Genomic DNA, 16418 nt, shown 5'->3' on the forward strand with positions numbered 1-16418 from the left:
GCTGGGCGGTCATCGGGCCACCGCGCGGACGGCGGCGACGACCCGCTCGCGGTCCTGGTCGGTGAGGGCGGAGCCGCTGGGCAGGCACAGGCCGCGGCGGAACAGGCCGGCGCTGACCGCCCCGCCGCGGACCACGCAGTCGCGGAACACCGGCTGCAGGTGCATCGGCTTCCAGGCGGGCCGCGCCTCGATGTGCTGCCGGCCCAGGTGCTCGATGATCCGGTCCCGGTCCGCGCCGAACGCCGCGGCGTCGACCAGCAGGCAGGTGAGCCAGTGATTGGGCTCGCCGTAGTCGGCGACCGGCATGAACGTCAGGCCGGGCAGGTCGCCCAGCGCGGTGCGGTAGTGCCGGAAGGTCCGCCGGCGGGCCGCGATCAGGTCGCCGAGGCGCTGCACCTGGCCGCGGCCGACGGCGGCGAGCAGGTTGCTGAGCCGGTAGTTGTGGCCGACGGCGCGGTGCTCGTAGTGCGGCACCGGCTCGCGGGCCTGGGTGGCCAGGTAGCGGGCCCGGGTGGCCACCGTGCCGTCGTCGGTGAGCAGCATGCCGCCGCCCCCGGTGGTGGCGATCTTGTTGCCGTTGAACGACAGCACCCCGGCCAGCCCGAACGAGCCGGCCGCGCGTCCCCGGTAGGTCGCGCCGAGCGCCTCCGCGGCGTCCTCGATCAGCGCGACGCCGTAGCGGTCGCAGGCCTCCAGCAGGGGCTCGTAGTCGGCGCACTGGCCGTACATGTCGACGGCGATCACGGCCCGGGGGAGCTGGCCGCGGCCGGCGCGCAGCCGCAGCTCCTCGGCGACCAGGTCGGGATCGATGTTCCAGGTGTCGGCGGTGCTGTCCAGGAAGACCGGCCGGGCGCCCAGGTACATCACCGCGTTGGCGCTGGCGGCGAAGGTGAACGAGGGCACCAGCACGGTGTCGCCGCGGCGCACGCCGGCCGTGATCAGGGCCAGGTGCAGCGCCGCGGTGCCGCTGCTGAGCGCCACCGCGTGCCGCACGCCGGTCAGCTCGGCGACCTGGGCCTCGAACGCGTCCAGGTCGGGCCCGACCGGCGCGACCCAGTTGGAGTCGAACGCGGCCAGCAGCAGCTTGCGCTCGACGTCGCTGACGTCGGGCGGGGACAGGTAGATGCGCGCGTCAGTCATGGACCCGCGTCCGTACGGCCCACAGCGGCCAGGCCGGGTGCAGGCCTTGGCGGCGGATGGCCATCGGGGAGTCGCCCGGGTGCATCGGCGCGCGCAGCGTGGTGGCGAAGCTGCGGTAGCCGGCCTCCCGCACGGTGCGCAGGTCGCGGTCGAGGAAGTCGACGGCGGGGTTGCCGTACGGGGCGGCGAAGTCGCGCACCTCGGCGCCGAGCCGGTCCTCGATCTCCTTCTTGGAGTCGAGGATCTCCCGTACCGCCGCGTCGTCGTCGGTGTCGGCCAGCCGGGGATGGGTCACGGTGTGCGAGCCGAAGCGGTGCCCGGCCGCCGCCAGCTCCCGGCAGTCCCGCCAGGTCAGGTTGCCGGGCCGGCCGACCAGCCCCGAGGTGAGGAAGAAGGTGGCCGGCACGGCCAGCTCGGCCAGGATCGGGGCGAGCACGTCGGGCCAGCTCGGGTGCCCGTCGTCGAACGACAGGCAGAACATCGGCCCGGTCAGCGGGCGGCGCCCGGCCAGCACGTCGAGCGCGGTGTCCCAGGACACCAGCGGGCCGAGGCGGCGGAACGTGCGCAGGTGGTGGCCCAGATCGCCGGCGTACGCGGCGGGAACGTCGTGGTAGAAGGGGAAGTACAGCCCGGCGGTGGCCGGCAGCCGCTTGAACATCCCGGCCGGCGCCAGCACCCGGCCCTGCATCCGGGGGCGCGCCCGCAGCTTGCTGCGCAGCCCCAGCTCGTTGAGCCGTCGTTGGAAACCGGTAGGCGACTCCACGCTCGTGGCACCCCTGTCCGTGCTCGGTCCGGCGATGCACTCACCCTGACAAATGGGGGCCGGGTCGCGTCAGTAGCAATTGTCATAACGAACATGAAGACTCTTCACTTCAATTCATCGGGGGTCCGGACGGTCCTTGCGGAATGGCCGCGCGGCGGGGCATCATCCGGCAGGAGGGCCTATTTATCGAGCCGCCCGGGGAGATCTTCATGCTGCGACTGCACCGGGCGGAGCCGACGGCCGCGCTGTGGGCCGACCGGGCCACGTACGACGACCGCCTCATCTTCCACACCGAGCCGTGGCTGCGCTTCGTCGCCGAGTCCCAGCGTGCCGAGCCGGTCCTGGCCACGGTCACCGACGGCCCGCGTCCGGTCGGGCACTTCACCGGGCTGCTCACCAGGCGTTACGGCCTGCGGATCCTGGGCAGCCCGATGGCCGGCTGGACCACCTCCTACCTGGGCTTCAACCTCGATCCGGGGGTGCCGCGCCGGGCCGCGCTGGAGGCGCTGGTGCCGTTCGCGTTCGGCGAGCTGGGCTGCGCGCACCTGGAGCTGCGCGACCGCGGCCTGACCGAGCCCGACCTGGCCGGCCTGGGCCTGCGCTGGGCGGCGGCCCCCACCGCGGTGATCGACCTGACCCCCGACGAGGACGCGCTGTTCGGCGCGATGACCGGCGCCTGCCGCCGCAATATTCGCAAGGCGGCCAAGTCGTCGGTGGTCGTGGCGGAAGCCGATCCCGCCGACGACACATTCGCCGGCGAATTCCACGAACAGCTGCGCGACGTTTTCGCCAAACAGAATCTGGTGCCGACCTATTCGATCGAGCGGGTCCGCGCGCTGATCCGCAATCTGGCCCCGGGCGGGCGCCTCCTGCTGCTGCGCGCCCGCGACGGCGAGGGCCGCTGCATCGCGACGGCGGTCCTGCCCTGGTACCACCGCACGATGTACTTCTGGGGCGGGGCCAGCTGGCGCGAGCACCAGCACCTGCGCCCCAACGAGGCGCTGATCTGGCACGCGCTGCGCTGGGCGAAACAGCGCGGGGTGGCCGAGTTCGACTTCGTCGGCGGCAACGCCTACAAGGCCAAGTACGGCACCACGGAAGTGCCGGTGCCGTGGGCCCGGCGGTCCCGGTCGCCGCTGGTCGCCGGGTTGCGGGACGCGGCCAAGGAGGGATTCGCGCTCAAGCAGCGGGCGGTGGCCCGCCTGGCCCGGGTGAGCCGCTGACCGGCGGCTGTCAGTAACGGAAGTGCGTTACCAGGTCCTGGAGCCGGGCGCTGAGCTGCGTCAGTTCGGCCGAGGCGCGCTCGGTGTCGGAGACGGCCCGGCCGGTCGTGCCGGTCGCGTCCGCCACCTCGGTCACCGCCGCCGCGATCGCGTTCGTGCCGTGGGCGGCCTCCGCCACGCTGCGGCTGATCTCCGCCGAGGTCGCGGCCTGCTCCTCGACGGCGGCCGCCACCATGGTCTGGTAGCCGTTGATCCGGCCGATGATCTCGCTGATCTCGCTGATCGCGCCGACTGCCGCGTTCGTGTCGCTCTGGATGGCCTGCACCCGCCGGCCGATGTCCTCGGTCGCCCGCGCCGTCTCCTGGGCGAGATCCTTCACCTCGCCCGCGACCACGGCGAATCCCTTGCCCATGTCGCCGGCCCGGGCCGCCTCGATGGTCGCGTTCAGGGCGAGCAGGTTGGTCTGCTCGGCGATGGAGGTGATGACGCGTAGGACGTTGCCGATCTCCGCGGACGACTCGCCCAGCTTGCCCACGATGTCGTTCGTGGAATGCGCGGCGCGCACCGCCTCCTCGCCCACCAGCGCCGCCTCGGCGGCGTTCTGCGCGATCTCCCGGATGGACGTGCCCATCTCCGACGCCCCCGTCGAGATGGTGGAAACGTTCGTGGACACCCGCGCCGCGGTGCTGGACACCTCGTCGACCCGGTGTGAGGTGGCCTGTGCCGCATCCGCGAGGCGCTGGCTGGTCGCGGTCAGCGTGCCCGAGGAGTTGCCGACGGCGACGGCCGATTCGACCACGCCGGAGACGATCCGGCGGATCTCCGCGACGGCACGGTGCAACGCGTCGCCCATCCGGCCGATCTCGTCGTTCCCGGTCGCCTCGTTCCGCTGGCTGAGGTCGCCGGCCGCGAGCCGGTCGATCGCCGTCATGAGGCCGCTGACCGGGCGGCGGATGCTGCGCACCACGAGCCAGCCCAGCAGCACGGCGAGCAGGGCCACGACCACCAGCACCACGACGGTGACCCGCTGCACCCGCGAGGTCGCGGCGGCGATCTCGGCGCGCTGGGCGGCGGCGTCCTCGCGCAGCAGGTTCGCCATCGCGTCGAAGTCGCCGCCGAGCTGGCCGGCGAGCTTGGCGGCCTGAGCGTCGAACTCGGCCTCCGCGGCCCTGTCGCCCGCCGCGGTGGCGGCCTCCCGCGCCCGGTGCGCGGTGAGGAACGCCTTGCGGTCGGCGATGATCCGGTCCACGGCCGGCACCATGGTCGACGGCGCGCTGGCGCGCAGTTCGGCGAGGGAAGCCTCGGTGCTCGCTTCGAAGACCTGCGCGGTCTTGGCGAGGTCCGCGCGGGCGGCCGGATTGAGCAGGCTGGCGGCGACCAGGCCGAAAATGGTGCTCTGGTAGTGCGCGGCCTGGGCGGCCCGCAGGTGCTCCAGCGGAATGACATCACGCACCGTCATCTGGGAGGCGCGATGGTTCGCCTGACCCTGCTGGTACATGCAGAATATCCCGAATCCCACCATGATGGTGGTGACCAACAGGAATGCGGCCAGCACACGGGCACCGACGCTGCGCTGCAGCGAAGCGAAACCGAGCAACGAACTCACTCTCCCCGGACGATCAGGACACACCTCTCCCATCGAACGCCGGTGGCCCGAACTGAGGCATTCGACGGAGATCGCGCCCGCGAGCGCCCGGCCGGCCCCCGGCGGGACCGCGCCCACCCGGGTTCCGGCCTTTCCTGCGCCGCTCGAACCTGCCCCGGACGGTCCTGAGCATGCGCTGAGAGCTTCTCAGCCGGCGCCCAGCAGCAATCCGCCCACAATGGCCTCCCGCCCGAGGAGGACCTCATGCGCCGACTGTGGCAGCGATGGCCGGCCTGGATCGGCCCGGCGGCCGCGGCGTGGGCGGCCGCCTACGCCCTCGCGCTGGCGGTGGCCGCCGTGACCGCGGACCACCCGGTGCTGGGGACGCGGGCGCTGGTCGGGCCGGCGGTCGCGGTTCTGCTCGCCGGCGCCGCCGTGGCCGGGCTGACGCTCACCCCGTGGGCGGCGCGGGTGCCGGCCCGGGCCGTGACGGCCGGGCAGGCGGCGGTGGCGGTGCTCGCCCTGGCGTCCAGCTGCTGGGTGCTGCTGGACCTCATCTCCCTGGTCCTCACCGGCCGGGTGGAGGACCCGCACGGCCACAGCAACTGGCTGACCTTCGCCCAGCGGCTGGGTTTCGTCCTGGCCGGCGTCCTGTTCAGCGCCGCCGCCGTGGCCTGGCACCGCCGCAGCACCGGCAGTTGCGTCCGCTGCGGGCGGCGGCATCCGGCCGGCTGGACGGCCCGGCGGTATCCCGTCCCGCACGCCGCGCCCCGGGGCGTCCGCCGTGCCGCCTACGCGGGCTGCCTGATCTTTCTGCTCTACGCCGGCGCGCACACCCTCGGCGCGCTCGGCGTGCCCGGCATCGAGCCGCCCGGGTTCCGGCCGCCGCCGATCTGGATCGTGCCGCTGTCCGGCGCCGTCGCGCTGGCCGACTTCCTGCTGCTGGGCCTGGTCCGGCCGTGGGGCATGGCCTTCCCGCGGTGGACGCTGTGGCTGTCCGGGCGGCGGGTGCCGCGGGCGCTGCCGCTGACGCCCGTGTGGCTGATCGCGCCCACGCTGAGCGGGTACGGCGTCATCCTCGTGGTGGTCGCCGTCCTGCTGGCGACCGGCGTGCTGGCCGGCGACGGCAACCCGCCGTACCTGATCGCCGCGGCCGGCCTGTCGTTCGGCGGCTACGGCATCGCCCTGGCCGTCGCGGCCGTGTCCTACCAGCGCCGTACCAGGCCGAGGTGCGCGGCCCCGGCCGGCGCCGGCGTCCCGGCGTGAGAAACACCCGCACGTCGGGTCGATGGACCGCCTACTGTCACCGGTCATGACCGAGACCTTCGTGAGCTCCGGTCCGCTGCGCCTGTGGACCGAACGGACCGGGCGCCCCGGTCACCCCGCCGTCCTGCTGATCGCGGGCGCGGCGGCCCAGGGCATCACGTTTCCCGACGCGCTGGTCGAGCGCCTCGTCGCCCACGGCCGGCAGGTGATCCGGTTCGACCATCGCGACACCGGGCGCTCGAGCATCGTCGACGTCGACCGGCACCCGTACGGCCTGGCCGACCTGGCCGCCGACGCCCTGGCCGTGCTGGACGCCCACGGGCTGCCGTCCGCACACCTCGCCGGGGCCTCGATGGGTGGCGTGGTCGCGCAGTGGCTGGCCGTGCACCGGCCGGCCCGGGTCAGCGCCCTGACCCTGCTGTCCACCACCCCGATGGGCCACGATCCCGGCCCCGGCCGGCAGCGGGCCGCCGCCGGGCAGCCCGCCGACCCCGCCGACCTGCCCCCGCCGACCCCGCGTTTCCTGCGGCATCTGGCCGACACCGACGGCGACCCGGCCGGCGTGGAAGCCGACGTGGCCCTCTTCAAGGTCATGAACGGCGACGTCCGCCCGTTCGACGAGCCGGCCGCCCGGGCGATGCTCCAGCGCTGCTGGGCCAGGGCCACCGACCCGGCCGCCGCCGCCCACCACCACCTGATCGGCGCCCGGATGGGCCCGGACCTGCTGGCTCCGCTGTCGACGATCACCGCCCCCACCACGGTCGTCCACGGTGACCAGGACCCGATCTTCCCGCCGGCCCACGGCGCGGCCGTGGCCGCCGCGATTCCCGGGGCCCGCCTGCACATCGTCCCCGGCATGGGCCACGTCTACTTCTCCCCGGGTCTGCCGGAGCACCTCGCCGACCTGATCGCCGCCCAGGCCCCGGCGGAGAGCTCAGGGTGACGCCGGGCTCTGGGCCAGTTCCGGTTCGAGCCCCTCCTCGACCACCGGCGTGGCCCGCACCCGCGGGAACGCCGCCGCCGTCACCGCGACCACCGCGACCCCGAGCAGCCAGCCCGCCACCACGTCGCTGGTCCAGTGCACGCCCAGCACGATCCGGCTCAGCCCGGTCAGCACCGTCACCGCGATGGCCGCGCCCCACAGCACCCACCGCCGGGCGCCCCGGGCGACCGGCAGCAGCACCAGCACGAACACCCCGGCGGCCAGGGCCGCGTTGAGGGCGTGCCCGGACGGGAACGAGTAGCCGGTGGCCCGGGCCACCGGGTCGAGCAGGTCGGGGCGGTGCCGGCCGACCAGCAGCTTCAGCAGCGCGCCGAGCAGTCCGCCGACCACCATCGTGGTGGCCGCCCACAGCGCGAGCCGCCGGGCCCGGCGGCGCAGCAGCCAGATCACCAGGCCCAGGGCCGCGATCCGCAGCGGGGTGGGCCCGAAGATGTTCGTCCACCACACGGTGGCCTTCGTCGCGTGCGGGTGGCCCACGGCCCAGCCGTGCAGGGCGTCCGTCACCGTCGCGTCCAGGTCGTGCAGCGGGCCCCAGCCGCCGGAGACGAGCGCCGCGATCAGCGCGAACGGCACCAGCACCAGCAGCGCGAGGACGGACGCCGTGGTCAGGCGCAGGCCGAGCTTCATGGCTCTTCTCTACCCCGGATCGGGTTTCCGAATCGGCGCGGGCAGCGCCGGCCGGCGGCGATATCGGGTCGCGGGCCGGCGCCGCCCGTGGTAGTTCTGGCAACCATGCTGGGAGATCTGGTCCGCCTGCGGGCGATGGAACCGGCCGACGCCGAGGCGCTGTGGCGGTGGAACCACGACCCGCAGGTGATGCGCTGGATGCAGGACAACTATCCGCAGTCGCTGGCCCGGATGACGCGCTGGCTGGGCGAGGAGCGCGGCCGCAACGTGCACGGCGACGTCCTGCTCGGCATCGAGGCCCAGGCCGACGACCAGCTGATCGGCCTGGTCCGGCTGCACGGGGCGACCCCCGAGCTGGGCATCGCGGAGCTGGACATCTATCTGGGTGAGAAGAACTACTGGGGCAAGGGGTACGCGACGGACGCGGTGCGCACGGTGTGCCGGTACGGCTTCGATAAGATGCGCCTGCACAAGATCACGCTGACCGTGGTGACCGAGAACGAGCCGGCCCGGCGGGCGTACCGGAGGGTCGGCTTCGTCGAGGAGGGCCGCCTGCGCCAGGTCTTCCGCCGCGACGGCCGGTGGTACGACGAGTTCACCATGGGCCTGCTGCGCGGCGAGCTGACCGAGGGCTGATCAGCGCGGGTCGAGGTTGCGCACGCAGGCGGCGAGGGTGTCGAGCAGCTCCTGCTGGCGGTCCGGGCTCAGGCCGGCGCACATCCGCCGTTCCACGCCGCGCACCGCCGTGCTGGCCGCCCGCAGGTGGTCCCGGCCGGCCGGGGTGAGCTCGGCCGGCAGCTCGCGCCCGCGGGCCGCGACGGACGGCCGGGTGACCAGGCCGCGCTCCTCGAGGCCCTGCAGCACCACGTTCATCGACTGGCGGGTGACGAAGGCGCCGCGGGCCAGCTCGGCGTTGGACATCCCCGGGCGCTGACCCAGCAGCTCCAGGCAGGCGTACTGCGACACCGTGAGCTGCAACGGCCGCAGCTCCAGGTCCATCGCGTTGCGCAGCGCGACCGCTGCCTCCTTGAGCACGTAGCCGACCGCGTTCTCCACCGGACCGACCGTTTCCGCTTGCGCCATGTCAGTATTCTGACATAGCCTCTGGATGTCAGGACTTTGACATACAGAGGAGATCGCCATGACCGTCACCGGACCCGACTTCATCGCCCTGCAGGTGCGCGACCTGGACCGCGCCGCCGCGTTCTACGAGGAGCGGCTCGGCCTGCGCCGCGTACCGGCCGGCCCGCCCGGCGCGGTCGTGTTCGCCACCAGCCCGGTCCCGTTCGCCGTCCGGCAGCCGCTGCCCGGCGTCGACCTGGACGCCGGCCGCCCCGGCCTGGGTGTGGCGCTGTGGCTGCACAGCACGGACGCCCAGGCGCTGCACGACGCGCTGGCCGAGGCCGGCGTGCCGATCGCGGCGCCGCCGTTCGACGGGCCGTTCGGGCGCACGTTCACCTTCACCGACCCGGACGGCTACGCCGTCACCGTCCACGACAAGCAGTGAGCTCCCGGCGACCGGCGTCCCGCTGCCTCGTTACCATGGGCGCAGCGGCGGCGAGGAGGCGCGATGAGGGTTTTCATCAGCTGGTCCGGCGAGCCCAGCCGCCACCTCGCCCACCTGCTGGTCGACTGGCTGCCGCTCCTCGTGCCGGGGGTCAAGCCCTGGATGTCGGACAACGATCTCGCCAAGGGCGTGCCCTGGCGGGAGGAGCTCTTCGCGCAGCTCAGGGAGACCGCTCAGGGGATCGTCTGTGTCACGCCGGAGAACGTCGCCTCCCCGTGGCTCAACTTCGAAGCGGGGTCGCTGGCCAAGGCCGTCAACGACAAGGCGTACGTGTGGACGCTCCTGCTGCACATCGCCAAAGCCGACGTCACTGGGCCGCTGGCGAGCTTTCAGGCCACGACGGTCCATGATCGCTCGGACTTCCTGGGGCTGGTCCGGGCGCTCAACGCCCAGGTGAGTGATCCCCAGCCCGGGCAGCGGCTGGAGCGGCTCTTCGACAAGTTCTGGCCGGAATTCGGCGAGCAGGTAACCGCGATCCCCCTGCCGCAGCCGGTCGCCCAGGCGCCGAACCGCAGCGAGCGCGACCTTCTCGAGGAGATTCTGACGCTGGTCCGCAGCATGCCGCACACCGGGCACACCGGGCACGCCGGCGCTGCCCCGCTCCCCGATCCGGCGGACTTCCCGCGGGTGTCAAACGTACCCCCCACCGAGTCCTCGGGCGACGTCGACCAGCGCCTGGGGTAGGTCGTCGACCTCCGCCGCCAGCCGGCGGCGTTCGGCGGCCGGGACGCCCGGCGCGAGCTTCTTCAGCAACATCATGCTCTGATCGCGGGACAGTCTCGGCACCTCGAGCCCGTTGCCGGCTACCGCCGCCGTCGATCGGGAGGTGACGATGATGTGCCCGGGTCCCGAGGGCAACGCCTCGATGATGCCGTCCAGACCGTTGTCGGCTCCGTCGAAGGTCAACAGCCAACGCCGGTACGGCTCTCCCCGGGACAGGCCGTCGAGCAGCCGGGGGAGGACCGCACCCCTGCCCCGGTCGGCGCCCGTTATGCCGAGGCGGTCAGCGAGTTGCCTCAGCATCGTCCGGGCCGCGGCCGGTTGTGCGGTCGCGACCCACCAGACGAGGTCGTACCGGTCGGCGAAGCGGTGTCCGTACTCGATCGCGAGGGTGCTCTTGCCTACGCCCGCGACACCGTGCAGGCGCTGCACATGGTGGCCCTCGCCCAGGAACATCCGCTCGTACAGGTCCTCGAGCAGGTTCTCCCGACCCACGAAGGACGCGATCCGCGGTGGCAGGTTCGACATCGGCGACCGGTCGTTCCCGGCGCGGGGCCGGACCCGCGCCGGGGGTATGGCCCGGACGGGAACCTCCACCGGACGCCCCGGCCGGACCTGAGCGATGAGGTCGGCGCGCACCTGTTCATCGGTGAGCCCGGCGAGCCTGACCGACCTCGCGTCGCGCAGCTCCGGCCCGCCGCCGACGTCCTCGGCGTGTACCACCACGAGCCCCTGCGGAATTCCGTATTCGCGGGCCGCCTGGTGCACGGCCCGGACCAACGGCTCACCCGCGACGGTGTGCATCACCAGGATCGTGCCACAGCCGGCGGCGGCGAAGGTCTCACAGAGATCGCGGGGCAGGCTCGGCAACAGCTCCTCTCCGGAGCGGACAGGACGGCGGGTGACGTCCACACCGTGATCGCCGAGTTGCGCGGACACCCACAGGGCCCAGGGGAGATCGTCCCCCATGTGGCAGATGAGCACGCCCGAGGCCCGGGGCCGCAGGAAGGCGTCCTGCCGCTTGCGATGATCGGGTCCGAAAGTCCCGAGCGGAGAGACGTCCCGGCCGGTGATCGCCCGGCAGAGGTGCCCGAGCGCGGGCAGGACGGGCCCGGAACGGACGGCTTCGGACGCGAACGCGGCGAGGATCTCCTCGTAGCCGAAGGACGGTTCCTCGGGAATCTCGATGAGTTCCTCGAAGCGGTCGGCGGTGCCGGTCATCGACGCCGCGAGGGCTTTCCGGAAGTGCCACGACGCCAGGTTCCGCGCTGTCGTGAGGCGGTCAGCCCAGCCATCGCCGGTCCCCACCCGGGTCAGTACAGGGATGATCCGGATCGGCCGGCCGCCGCGTTGGCCCAGCACGCTGCCGACGATGGTGGCGGTGCCCTCGATGCTCTGGGTGTTGAGCGCGGAGCACGCGACCAGCATGTCGGGAAGGGCCACCGTGCAGATGCCGGTCGTGTCGCTCATCCCGGTCCTGCTGTCGATGAGGACGTAGTCGTAGTGCGAGACCATGTCGTCCCGGAGGGCGTGCAGGATCCGGTTGCCGCCCTGCTCGCTCCAGAAGGCGGCCCAGTCGAAGGTGCCCATCGCCACCGGGTACGTGTGGTCCTGCCGGCCGGCCGGCAGGAAGTCGAGCATGCCGTGGCCGGGAAACGGCCACTGCAGAGATTCGGCATAGTCCAGAACGCTGCTCGCCGGTTGCGGCCCGACGCCGTCCCCGGCCGGTCCGGTGTTGATCGCGCGGCTGCTGTGCTCCCGGATGATGTCCAGAATGCCGGGGGTGTTCAGTAGCCGGCGGTCCCTGAGAAAGGGACGGAAGTAGTGGTGCAGCCCGGGCGCCTCCAGGTCCCAGTCCACGGCGAGCACCCGGTGTCCGCTGTGGGCCAGCAACCAGGCGATGTTGGCGAGCAACATGGTGCGGCCGGCGCCACCCTTGTAGGAGTAGAAGGTGACGACACGCCCGTTGCGGCTGCGCGGAGGACTCGCGGCGACCACTACGGTCCCTCCAGTATCGCCCTTGATCCGGCCGGTCCCGGCCGTGGCCGTCGGAGCCCGTGCGCGATCGCCCGGTTGCGTAACTCCTCCAGGATGATCTGCAGGTCGGCGCGGAAGGTCTCAGGCGTCAGCACGGCCTGCCGGAACGTGATGGTGTGCGGTCGCAGAAGATTGCGGGGAAACGTGCGCCCGAGCGCGCTGGTGAGTTCGCGCGCGTTGGCCTGGGTCTCCTCGTCGTCCCTGCTCCACAGGATCATCACGGCGGCCGGGTGGTCCTCGCGCCGGTCGTAGCGGTGCAGGACGTCGTGGTGGTCGGCCATCCTCGTGCTCCACGGATCCACCAGCAGCACCACGATCTGGTTGTCCCGCCGCGCCCGGCGGAGGCACTCATCGAGTTCGTCGAGCGTTGCCCCGTGGGCGATGAGGCTCCGGTCCGCGGCGATCCGGATCGCCTCGTCCAGCAGCGGCGCGGTCGTCACGGGCCGGAAGGGCGACCAGGCGCGCGCGCTGTCCCCGTAGAACTGGCGGTCGCCGCGGCCCATGCTCTCCTCGGCGGCCTCCTGCGCGGTGGGCGCCGCGACGACGAAGTAGACCTCGTCGGAGGGCGCCAGCAGCCCCTGGGTCTCTATCGGTGACAGGCCACCGCGGTGCGGTGGCGCCGGGTCGTGGAAGGCGCTGGGCACCAGCTCCAGCCGCACGCGGTCCGCGGCGGCCGGCAGGGGGTCGTTGGTCGCGGCGTCCATCACGAGCTCGGCCACGGTGGTGACGAACTCGAGGTAGTCGTCTCGGTTGCGCTGGATCCGCAGCAACTGCCGGATGCCGCGCTCGCTCCCTGCCTCATGGGGCGGCTCCGGGACGTACTGGACGACCTGGGCCGCCGTGGGCATGGTGCGCGGTGGCAGCCAGCGCAGCGGGATCAGTCCGGACCCGCTGGTGCCCAGGTGGCGCCGGTGCCGGCGGGCCCGCTCGGCGAAGATCGCCCACTCCCGGCCGCACGGCTCGCTGAGGAAATAGGCCGGCGAGCAGAGCGCGAGAAACGCCTGGCAGCGCGACAATGCATCGACGAGCGTCTCGGGCCAGACGTCACCCGGCTGGATGCTGCGATGGTCCAGGAAACCGACCTCGGCCTCCGGGCCGAGTCCGGCCAGGGCTCGGACCTCTTGGGACAGGTCCTGGAAGAACTGGTGCACGTAGACGTCGTCGCGGCCCCGGGCGTAGCTGAGGAAGAAATACAGCACCTACACCTCCCGGGCGTGCGCGGCACCCCGGAGTCTAGTCCCTCGCCACGTCCGGGCTCAGCCGATGATCACCGTCTGCAGCTCGGTGAACGCCTCCATCGGGTGCGCGCCCCCCACCCGCCCCAGCCCGCTGTCCGACCCGGACCGCCCGCCGAACGGCAGGTGGCTTTCCCAGTAGTTCGTGGACTCGTTGATGTTGACCCAGCCGGTGCGCACCGCGTCGGCGAACGCCAGCCCCGCGCTCAGATCGGCGGTGTAGACGGCGGCCAGCAGCCCGTACCGGGAGGCGTTGGTCAGCTCGATCGCCTCCGGCAGCCCGCTGATGCCGACGATCGGCGCGATCGGGCCGAACGTCTCCTCGGTGGCGGCCGCGGCGTCGGCCGGGACGTCGGTGAGCACCGTGGCCGGCCAGTACAGGTCGGTGGCGAAGCCGGTGGCGCGGGCCCCGCCGGTCAGCACCGTGGCGCCGCGGCGGACGGCGTCGGCGACGTGTTCGTCCATCTTGGCCGCCACGCCGGCGTTGTTCAGCGGGCCCATCGTGGTGGCGTCGTCGAGCGGGTCGCCCAGCCGGATCCGCTCCTTGACCGCGCGGGCCAGCCGCTCGGCGAAGTCCTCGCGCACCGCGTGGTCGACCAGCAGCCGTTCGCCGGCGGTGCAGCTCTGGCCGGCGCACAGGAAGCAGGCCTGCAGCGCGCCCTCGACAGCTCGGTCGAGGTCGGCGTCGGCCAGCACCACCAGGGGACCGTTGCCGCCCATCTCCAGCAGCGTCGCCTTGCCGGCCGCGGCGCTCGCCACCGACCGGCCGGTGGCCGTGGAGCCGATGAAGGCCACCGCGTCCGTACCCGGGTTGCGGGCGATCTCGTCGCCCACCACCGGGCCCGGGCCGGTTACCAGGTTGAGCACGCCCGGCGGCAGGTCGGCCTCGGCGAGGCAGCCGGCCAGCGCGACGGCCGCGACGGCGGTCGTCGGCGCCGGGGTCCAGACCACGGTGTTGCCGCTGGCCAGGGCGGGCGCGATCAGCTCGGCGGGCATCGTGTACGGCCAGTTCCACGGCGTGATCACGCCGACCACGCCGCGCGGGCGCCGCACCAGCAGCGCGCGCTTGCCGGCGCCGGCCGAGTTCGGCAGCAGCCCGCCGAGCCGCTTGCCGTCCTCGGCGGCCATCCGCCAGTAGGTGACCAGCTCGTCCACCTCGTCGTAGGCCTCGGCGCGCAGCGGCTTGCCCTGGTCCAGGGTCAGCGTGCGGGCCAGCTCGTCGCGGCGGGCCTCGATCACGTCCGCCACCCGGTGCAGCAGCGCGGCCCGGCCGAAGGCGGACAGCCGCGCCCAGCCGCCGGCGGCCTTGCGGGCGGCCGCGATCGCCGCGCGCGCGTCGGACCGGTCGCCCTCGGGCACCGTGCCGAGCTGCTCGCCGGTGGCCGGGCTGGTCGCGACGGTGGTGGCGCCGGACAGCGCGGGGATCCAGGCGCCGTCGACGAACATCTGATGCTGCATGACTCTCCCAGCCGGGGCGGACGTTGAGGCGAGCCCACAGTAGCGCCGTCCCTGAGTGACGAATTTGCCTGGGTTTTCCGCCGCGGGTAGGCTCAGTCGTGTTCGTGACTTCACGCCGCGTGACCGCACGGTACGGTCGCCGCATGTCCACCACCACCAGCCCGGCCGCCGTCGACAGCGTGCTCCGGGCCCTGCGGCCCCGGTTCGGCGAGCGCCTGCTCGAGCCGCGCGATGCCGGGTTCGCCGCCGCCCGCCAGGTCTGGAACGCCGCGGTGACGGCGCAGCCGGCCGTGATCGCCCGCTGCCGCGACGCCGCGGACGTCAGCGCCGCCGTCCGGGCCGCGGGGGAGGCCGGTGTGCCGCTGTCGGTGCGCGCGGGCGGGCACGACTGGGCGGGCCGGGCGCTGCGCGGCGACGGACTGGTCGTCGACCTCACCGGTATGCGGGGCGTCACCGTCGACGCACCCGGCCGTACCGCCACGGTCCAGGGTGGCGCGATCACCGCCGACCTGGTGGCCGCGACGACGCCGTACGGGCTGGCCACCCCGACCGGGGTGGTCCGCGCGGTCGGGCTGGCCGGTTCCACCACCGTCGGCGGCTACGGCGCGCTGATCGGCCGGTACGGGCTGAGCCTGGACAACCTGCTCGGCGCCGAGGTGGTGTTGGCCGACGGCAGCACGGTGACCGCGGGACCGCACGACGACAGCGAGCTGTGGTGGGCGTTGCGCGGCGGCGGCGGCAACTTCGGCGTCGTCACCGAGCTGCGCTACCGGCTGCACGAGGTCCCCGCCGTGCTGGCCGGCATGCTGATGTTCCCGTTCGCGCAGGCCGGGGCCGTGCTGGCCGGATACGACGAGATCATGGCCGGCGCCCCGGACGAGCTGAGCGTCATGACCGGCTTCCTGCCCGGTCCCGAGGGCCGGCCGCTGGCGTTCCTGTGCCCGTTCTGGTGCGGCGCCGACCTCGCCGCCGGTGAGCGCGTGGTGGACCGGCTGCGCTCCCTGGGCCGGCCGGTGGTCGACCAGGTCGCGCCGATGCCGTACGAGGCCGCGCTGACCATGTTCGACCGCAGCATGGTCGACGGCAACCACTACCTGCTGCGGCACCGCTGGCTGCCTGCCCTGCCCGGTACGGCGGTGACCGCGCTGGTGGCCGCGGCCACCGACATCACCTCGCCGTACTCGGCGCTGGTGCTCAACCGCTTCCACGGCGCGGCGTCGCGGGTCGACCCGGAAGCCACGGCCTTCGCCCAGCGCCGCCCGCACACGGTGGTCGAGATCATCGCGTCGTGGCGGCCGGGGGAGCCGGTGACCGCCCACCGCGACTGGGCCGACGCGCTGGCCACGGCGCTGGACCCGGTCGCGCTGCCCGGCGGCTACCCCAACCTGCTCGGCCCGGCCGACGAGGACCGGGCGCGGGACTCCTACGGCGCGAACCTGGGCCGGCTGCTGGCCGCCAAGCGTCACTACGACCCGGACACCGTCTTCGCCTCGGTCATCCCGGCGCTGGGCTGAGCCCGCCGGCGGTCAGCTCGGGTCGAGCCGGTCGCTCTTGAGCGCGCCGAGGAACTCGCCGAAGGTCGCCCGGTCGAACGACAGCACGCCGCCCTCGCGGTCCTTCGAGTCGCGGATCAGCACCACGTCCGGACGCGTCTGCACCTCGACGCACGCGCCTCCGGAACTGCGCGCGCTCGTCCGCCATTGCGGCGTCAGGCCCTGGTCGGCCAACGGTCCTCCAGCAACTCAGAAGTCGATCGGTGCCGCGGCCGGTGTCGGTTTTGCCACCAGCCGAACC

16 protein-coding genes are annotated in these 16418 nt (G+C 73.3%); 7 read left to right on the forward strand and 9 right to left on the reverse strand.

Going from position 1 to position 16418, the window contains the following annotated elements:
• Positions 1 to 9: 9 nt before the first annotated feature.
• Both Ani05nite_RS02000 and Ani05nite_RS02005 read right to left on the reverse strand, forming a co-directional pair.
• Positions 10 to 1140, reverse strand: a complete 1131-nt coding sequence (locus Ani05nite_RS02000) for an aminotransferase class I/II-fold pyridoxal phosphate-dependent enzyme (RefSeq protein WP_203763690.1) — start codon at positions 1138 to 1140, stop codon at positions 10 to 12.
• Positions 1133 to 1903 carry a polysaccharide deacetylase family protein gene (locus Ani05nite_RS02005; protein WP_203763693.1) on the reverse strand — a complete coding sequence of 257 codons (771 nt, stop codon included), beginning with the start codon at positions 1901 to 1903 and terminating at the stop codon, positions 1133 to 1135. Before Ani05nite_RS02005 ends, Ani05nite_RS02000 begins: the two co-directional genes overlap by 8 nt.
• Positions 1904 to 2046: 143 nt before the next feature.
• Between Ani05nite_RS02005 and Ani05nite_RS02010 the strand changes: the two genes are divergently transcribed.
• Positions 2047 to 3126 (forward strand): GNAT family N-acetyltransferase, encoded by a 1080-nt coding sequence (locus Ani05nite_RS02010; protein ID WP_239129110.1) that lies wholly within the window; start codon positions 2047 to 2049, stop codon positions 3124 to 3126.
• A gap of 10 nt (positions 3127 to 3136) precedes the next feature.
• On the opposite strand, the gene Ani05nite_RS02015 is transcribed toward Ani05nite_RS02010, so the two are convergent.
• Entirely contained in the window at positions 3137 to 4585 is a 1449-nt protein-coding gene (locus Ani05nite_RS02015; RefSeq protein WP_203763697.1) for a methyl-accepting chemotaxis protein, read from the reverse strand.
• A gap of 390 nt (positions 4586 to 4975) precedes the next feature.
• Here Ani05nite_RS02015 and Ani05nite_RS02020 point away from each other — a divergent pair, with 390 nt between their 5' ends.
• Together Ani05nite_RS02020 and Ani05nite_RS02025 are read left to right on the forward strand one after the other, a co-directional pair.
• Positions 4976 to 5977: a hypothetical protein gene (locus Ani05nite_RS02020; RefSeq protein WP_203763700.1), complete on the forward strand. Its 1002-nt coding sequence runs from the start codon at positions 4976 to 4978 to the stop codon at positions 5975 to 5977.
• Positions 5978 to 6023: 46 nt separating this feature from the next.
• Complete coding sequence (locus Ani05nite_RS02025; protein ID WP_239129111.1) at positions 6024 to 6920, forward strand: alpha/beta fold hydrolase; 897 nt, start codon at positions 6024 to 6026, stop codon at positions 6918 to 6920.
• Here the strand turns inward: Ani05nite_RS02025 and Ani05nite_RS02030 are convergent.
• The gene (locus Ani05nite_RS02030; RefSeq protein WP_203763706.1) at positions 6912 to 7607 is read right to left on the reverse strand and encodes a phosphatase PAP2 family protein; all 696 of its coding nucleotides are present in this window, start codon (positions 7605 to 7607) and stop codon (positions 6912 to 6914) included. The genes Ani05nite_RS02025 and Ani05nite_RS02030 overlap by 9 nt on opposite strands.
• Before the next feature lie 105 nt (positions 7608 to 7712).
• Between Ani05nite_RS02030 and Ani05nite_RS02035 the strand changes: the two genes are divergently transcribed.
• A complete protein-coding gene (locus tag Ani05nite_RS02035) occupies positions 7713 to 8243 on the forward strand; it encodes a GNAT family N-acetyltransferase (RefSeq protein ID WP_203763709.1) in 531 nt (176 codons plus the stop codon).
• On the opposite strand, the gene Ani05nite_RS02040 is transcribed toward Ani05nite_RS02035, so the two are convergent.
• Entirely contained in the window at positions 8244 to 8690 is a 447-nt protein-coding gene (locus Ani05nite_RS02040) for a MarR family winged helix-turn-helix transcriptional regulator (protein ID WP_203763712.1), read from the reverse strand.
• Between the two features lie 58 nt (positions 8691 to 8748).
• Here Ani05nite_RS02040 and Ani05nite_RS02045 point away from each other — a divergent pair, with 58 nt between their 5' ends.
• The gene (locus tag Ani05nite_RS02045) at positions 8749 to 9114 is read left to right on the forward strand and encodes a VOC family protein (RefSeq protein ID WP_203763715.1); all 366 of its coding nucleotides are present in this window, start codon (positions 8749 to 8751) and stop codon (positions 9112 to 9114) included.
• Between the two features lie 63 nt (positions 9115 to 9177).
• Complete coding sequence (locus Ani05nite_RS02050) at positions 9178 to 9858, forward strand: toll/interleukin-1 receptor domain-containing protein (protein ID WP_203763718.1); 681 nt, start codon at positions 9178 to 9180, stop codon at positions 9856 to 9858.
• Here Ani05nite_RS02050 and Ani05nite_RS02055 read toward each other — a convergent pair.
• Genes Ani05nite_RS02055 through Ani05nite_RS02065 form a run of 3 tightly spaced genes read right to left on the reverse strand, consistent with a single transcriptional unit; the run spans position 9805 to position 14624 of the window.
• Positions 9805 to 11892 carry a KGGVGR-motif variant AAA ATPase gene (locus Ani05nite_RS02055; protein WP_203763721.1) on the reverse strand — a complete coding sequence of 696 codons (2088 nt, stop codon included), beginning with the start codon at positions 11890 to 11892 and terminating at the stop codon, positions 9805 to 9807. The two genes, Ani05nite_RS02050 and Ani05nite_RS02055, sit on opposite strands and share 54 nt — an antisense overlap.
• Positions 11892 to 13130: a TIR-like protein FxsC gene (locus Ani05nite_RS02060; protein ID WP_203763724.1), complete on the reverse strand. Its 1239-nt coding sequence runs from the start codon at positions 13128 to 13130 to the stop codon at positions 11892 to 11894. The genes Ani05nite_RS02055 and Ani05nite_RS02060 overlap by 1 nt, the downstream gene beginning before the upstream one ends.
• A 57-nt stretch (positions 13131 to 13187) precedes the next feature.
• Positions 13188 to 14624, reverse strand: a complete 1437-nt coding sequence (locus Ani05nite_RS02065; protein ID WP_203763727.1) for an aldehyde dehydrogenase family protein — start codon at positions 14622 to 14624, stop codon at positions 13188 to 13190.
• A gap of 143 nt (positions 14625 to 14767) precedes the next feature.
• Between Ani05nite_RS02065 and Ani05nite_RS02070 the strand changes: the two genes are divergently transcribed.
• On the forward strand, positions 14768 to 16138 hold the full coding sequence (locus Ani05nite_RS02070; protein ID WP_203763730.1) for an FAD-binding oxidoreductase: 1371 nt from the start codon (positions 14768 to 14770) through the stop codon (positions 16136 to 16138).
• Positions 16139 to 16150: 12 nt separating this feature from the next.
• On the opposite strand, the gene Ani05nite_RS02075 is transcribed toward Ani05nite_RS02070, so the two are convergent.
• Entirely contained in the window at positions 16151 to 16351 is a 201-nt protein-coding gene (locus tag Ani05nite_RS02075; protein WP_275410487.1) for a DUF397 domain-containing protein, read from the reverse strand.
• Positions 16352 to 16418: the final 67 nt, after the last annotated feature.

It is taken from the genome of Actinoplanes nipponensis (assembly GCF_016862275.1).
GTDB lineage: Bacteria > Actinomycetota > Actinomycetes > Mycobacteriales > Micromonosporaceae > Actinoplanes > Actinoplanes nipponensis.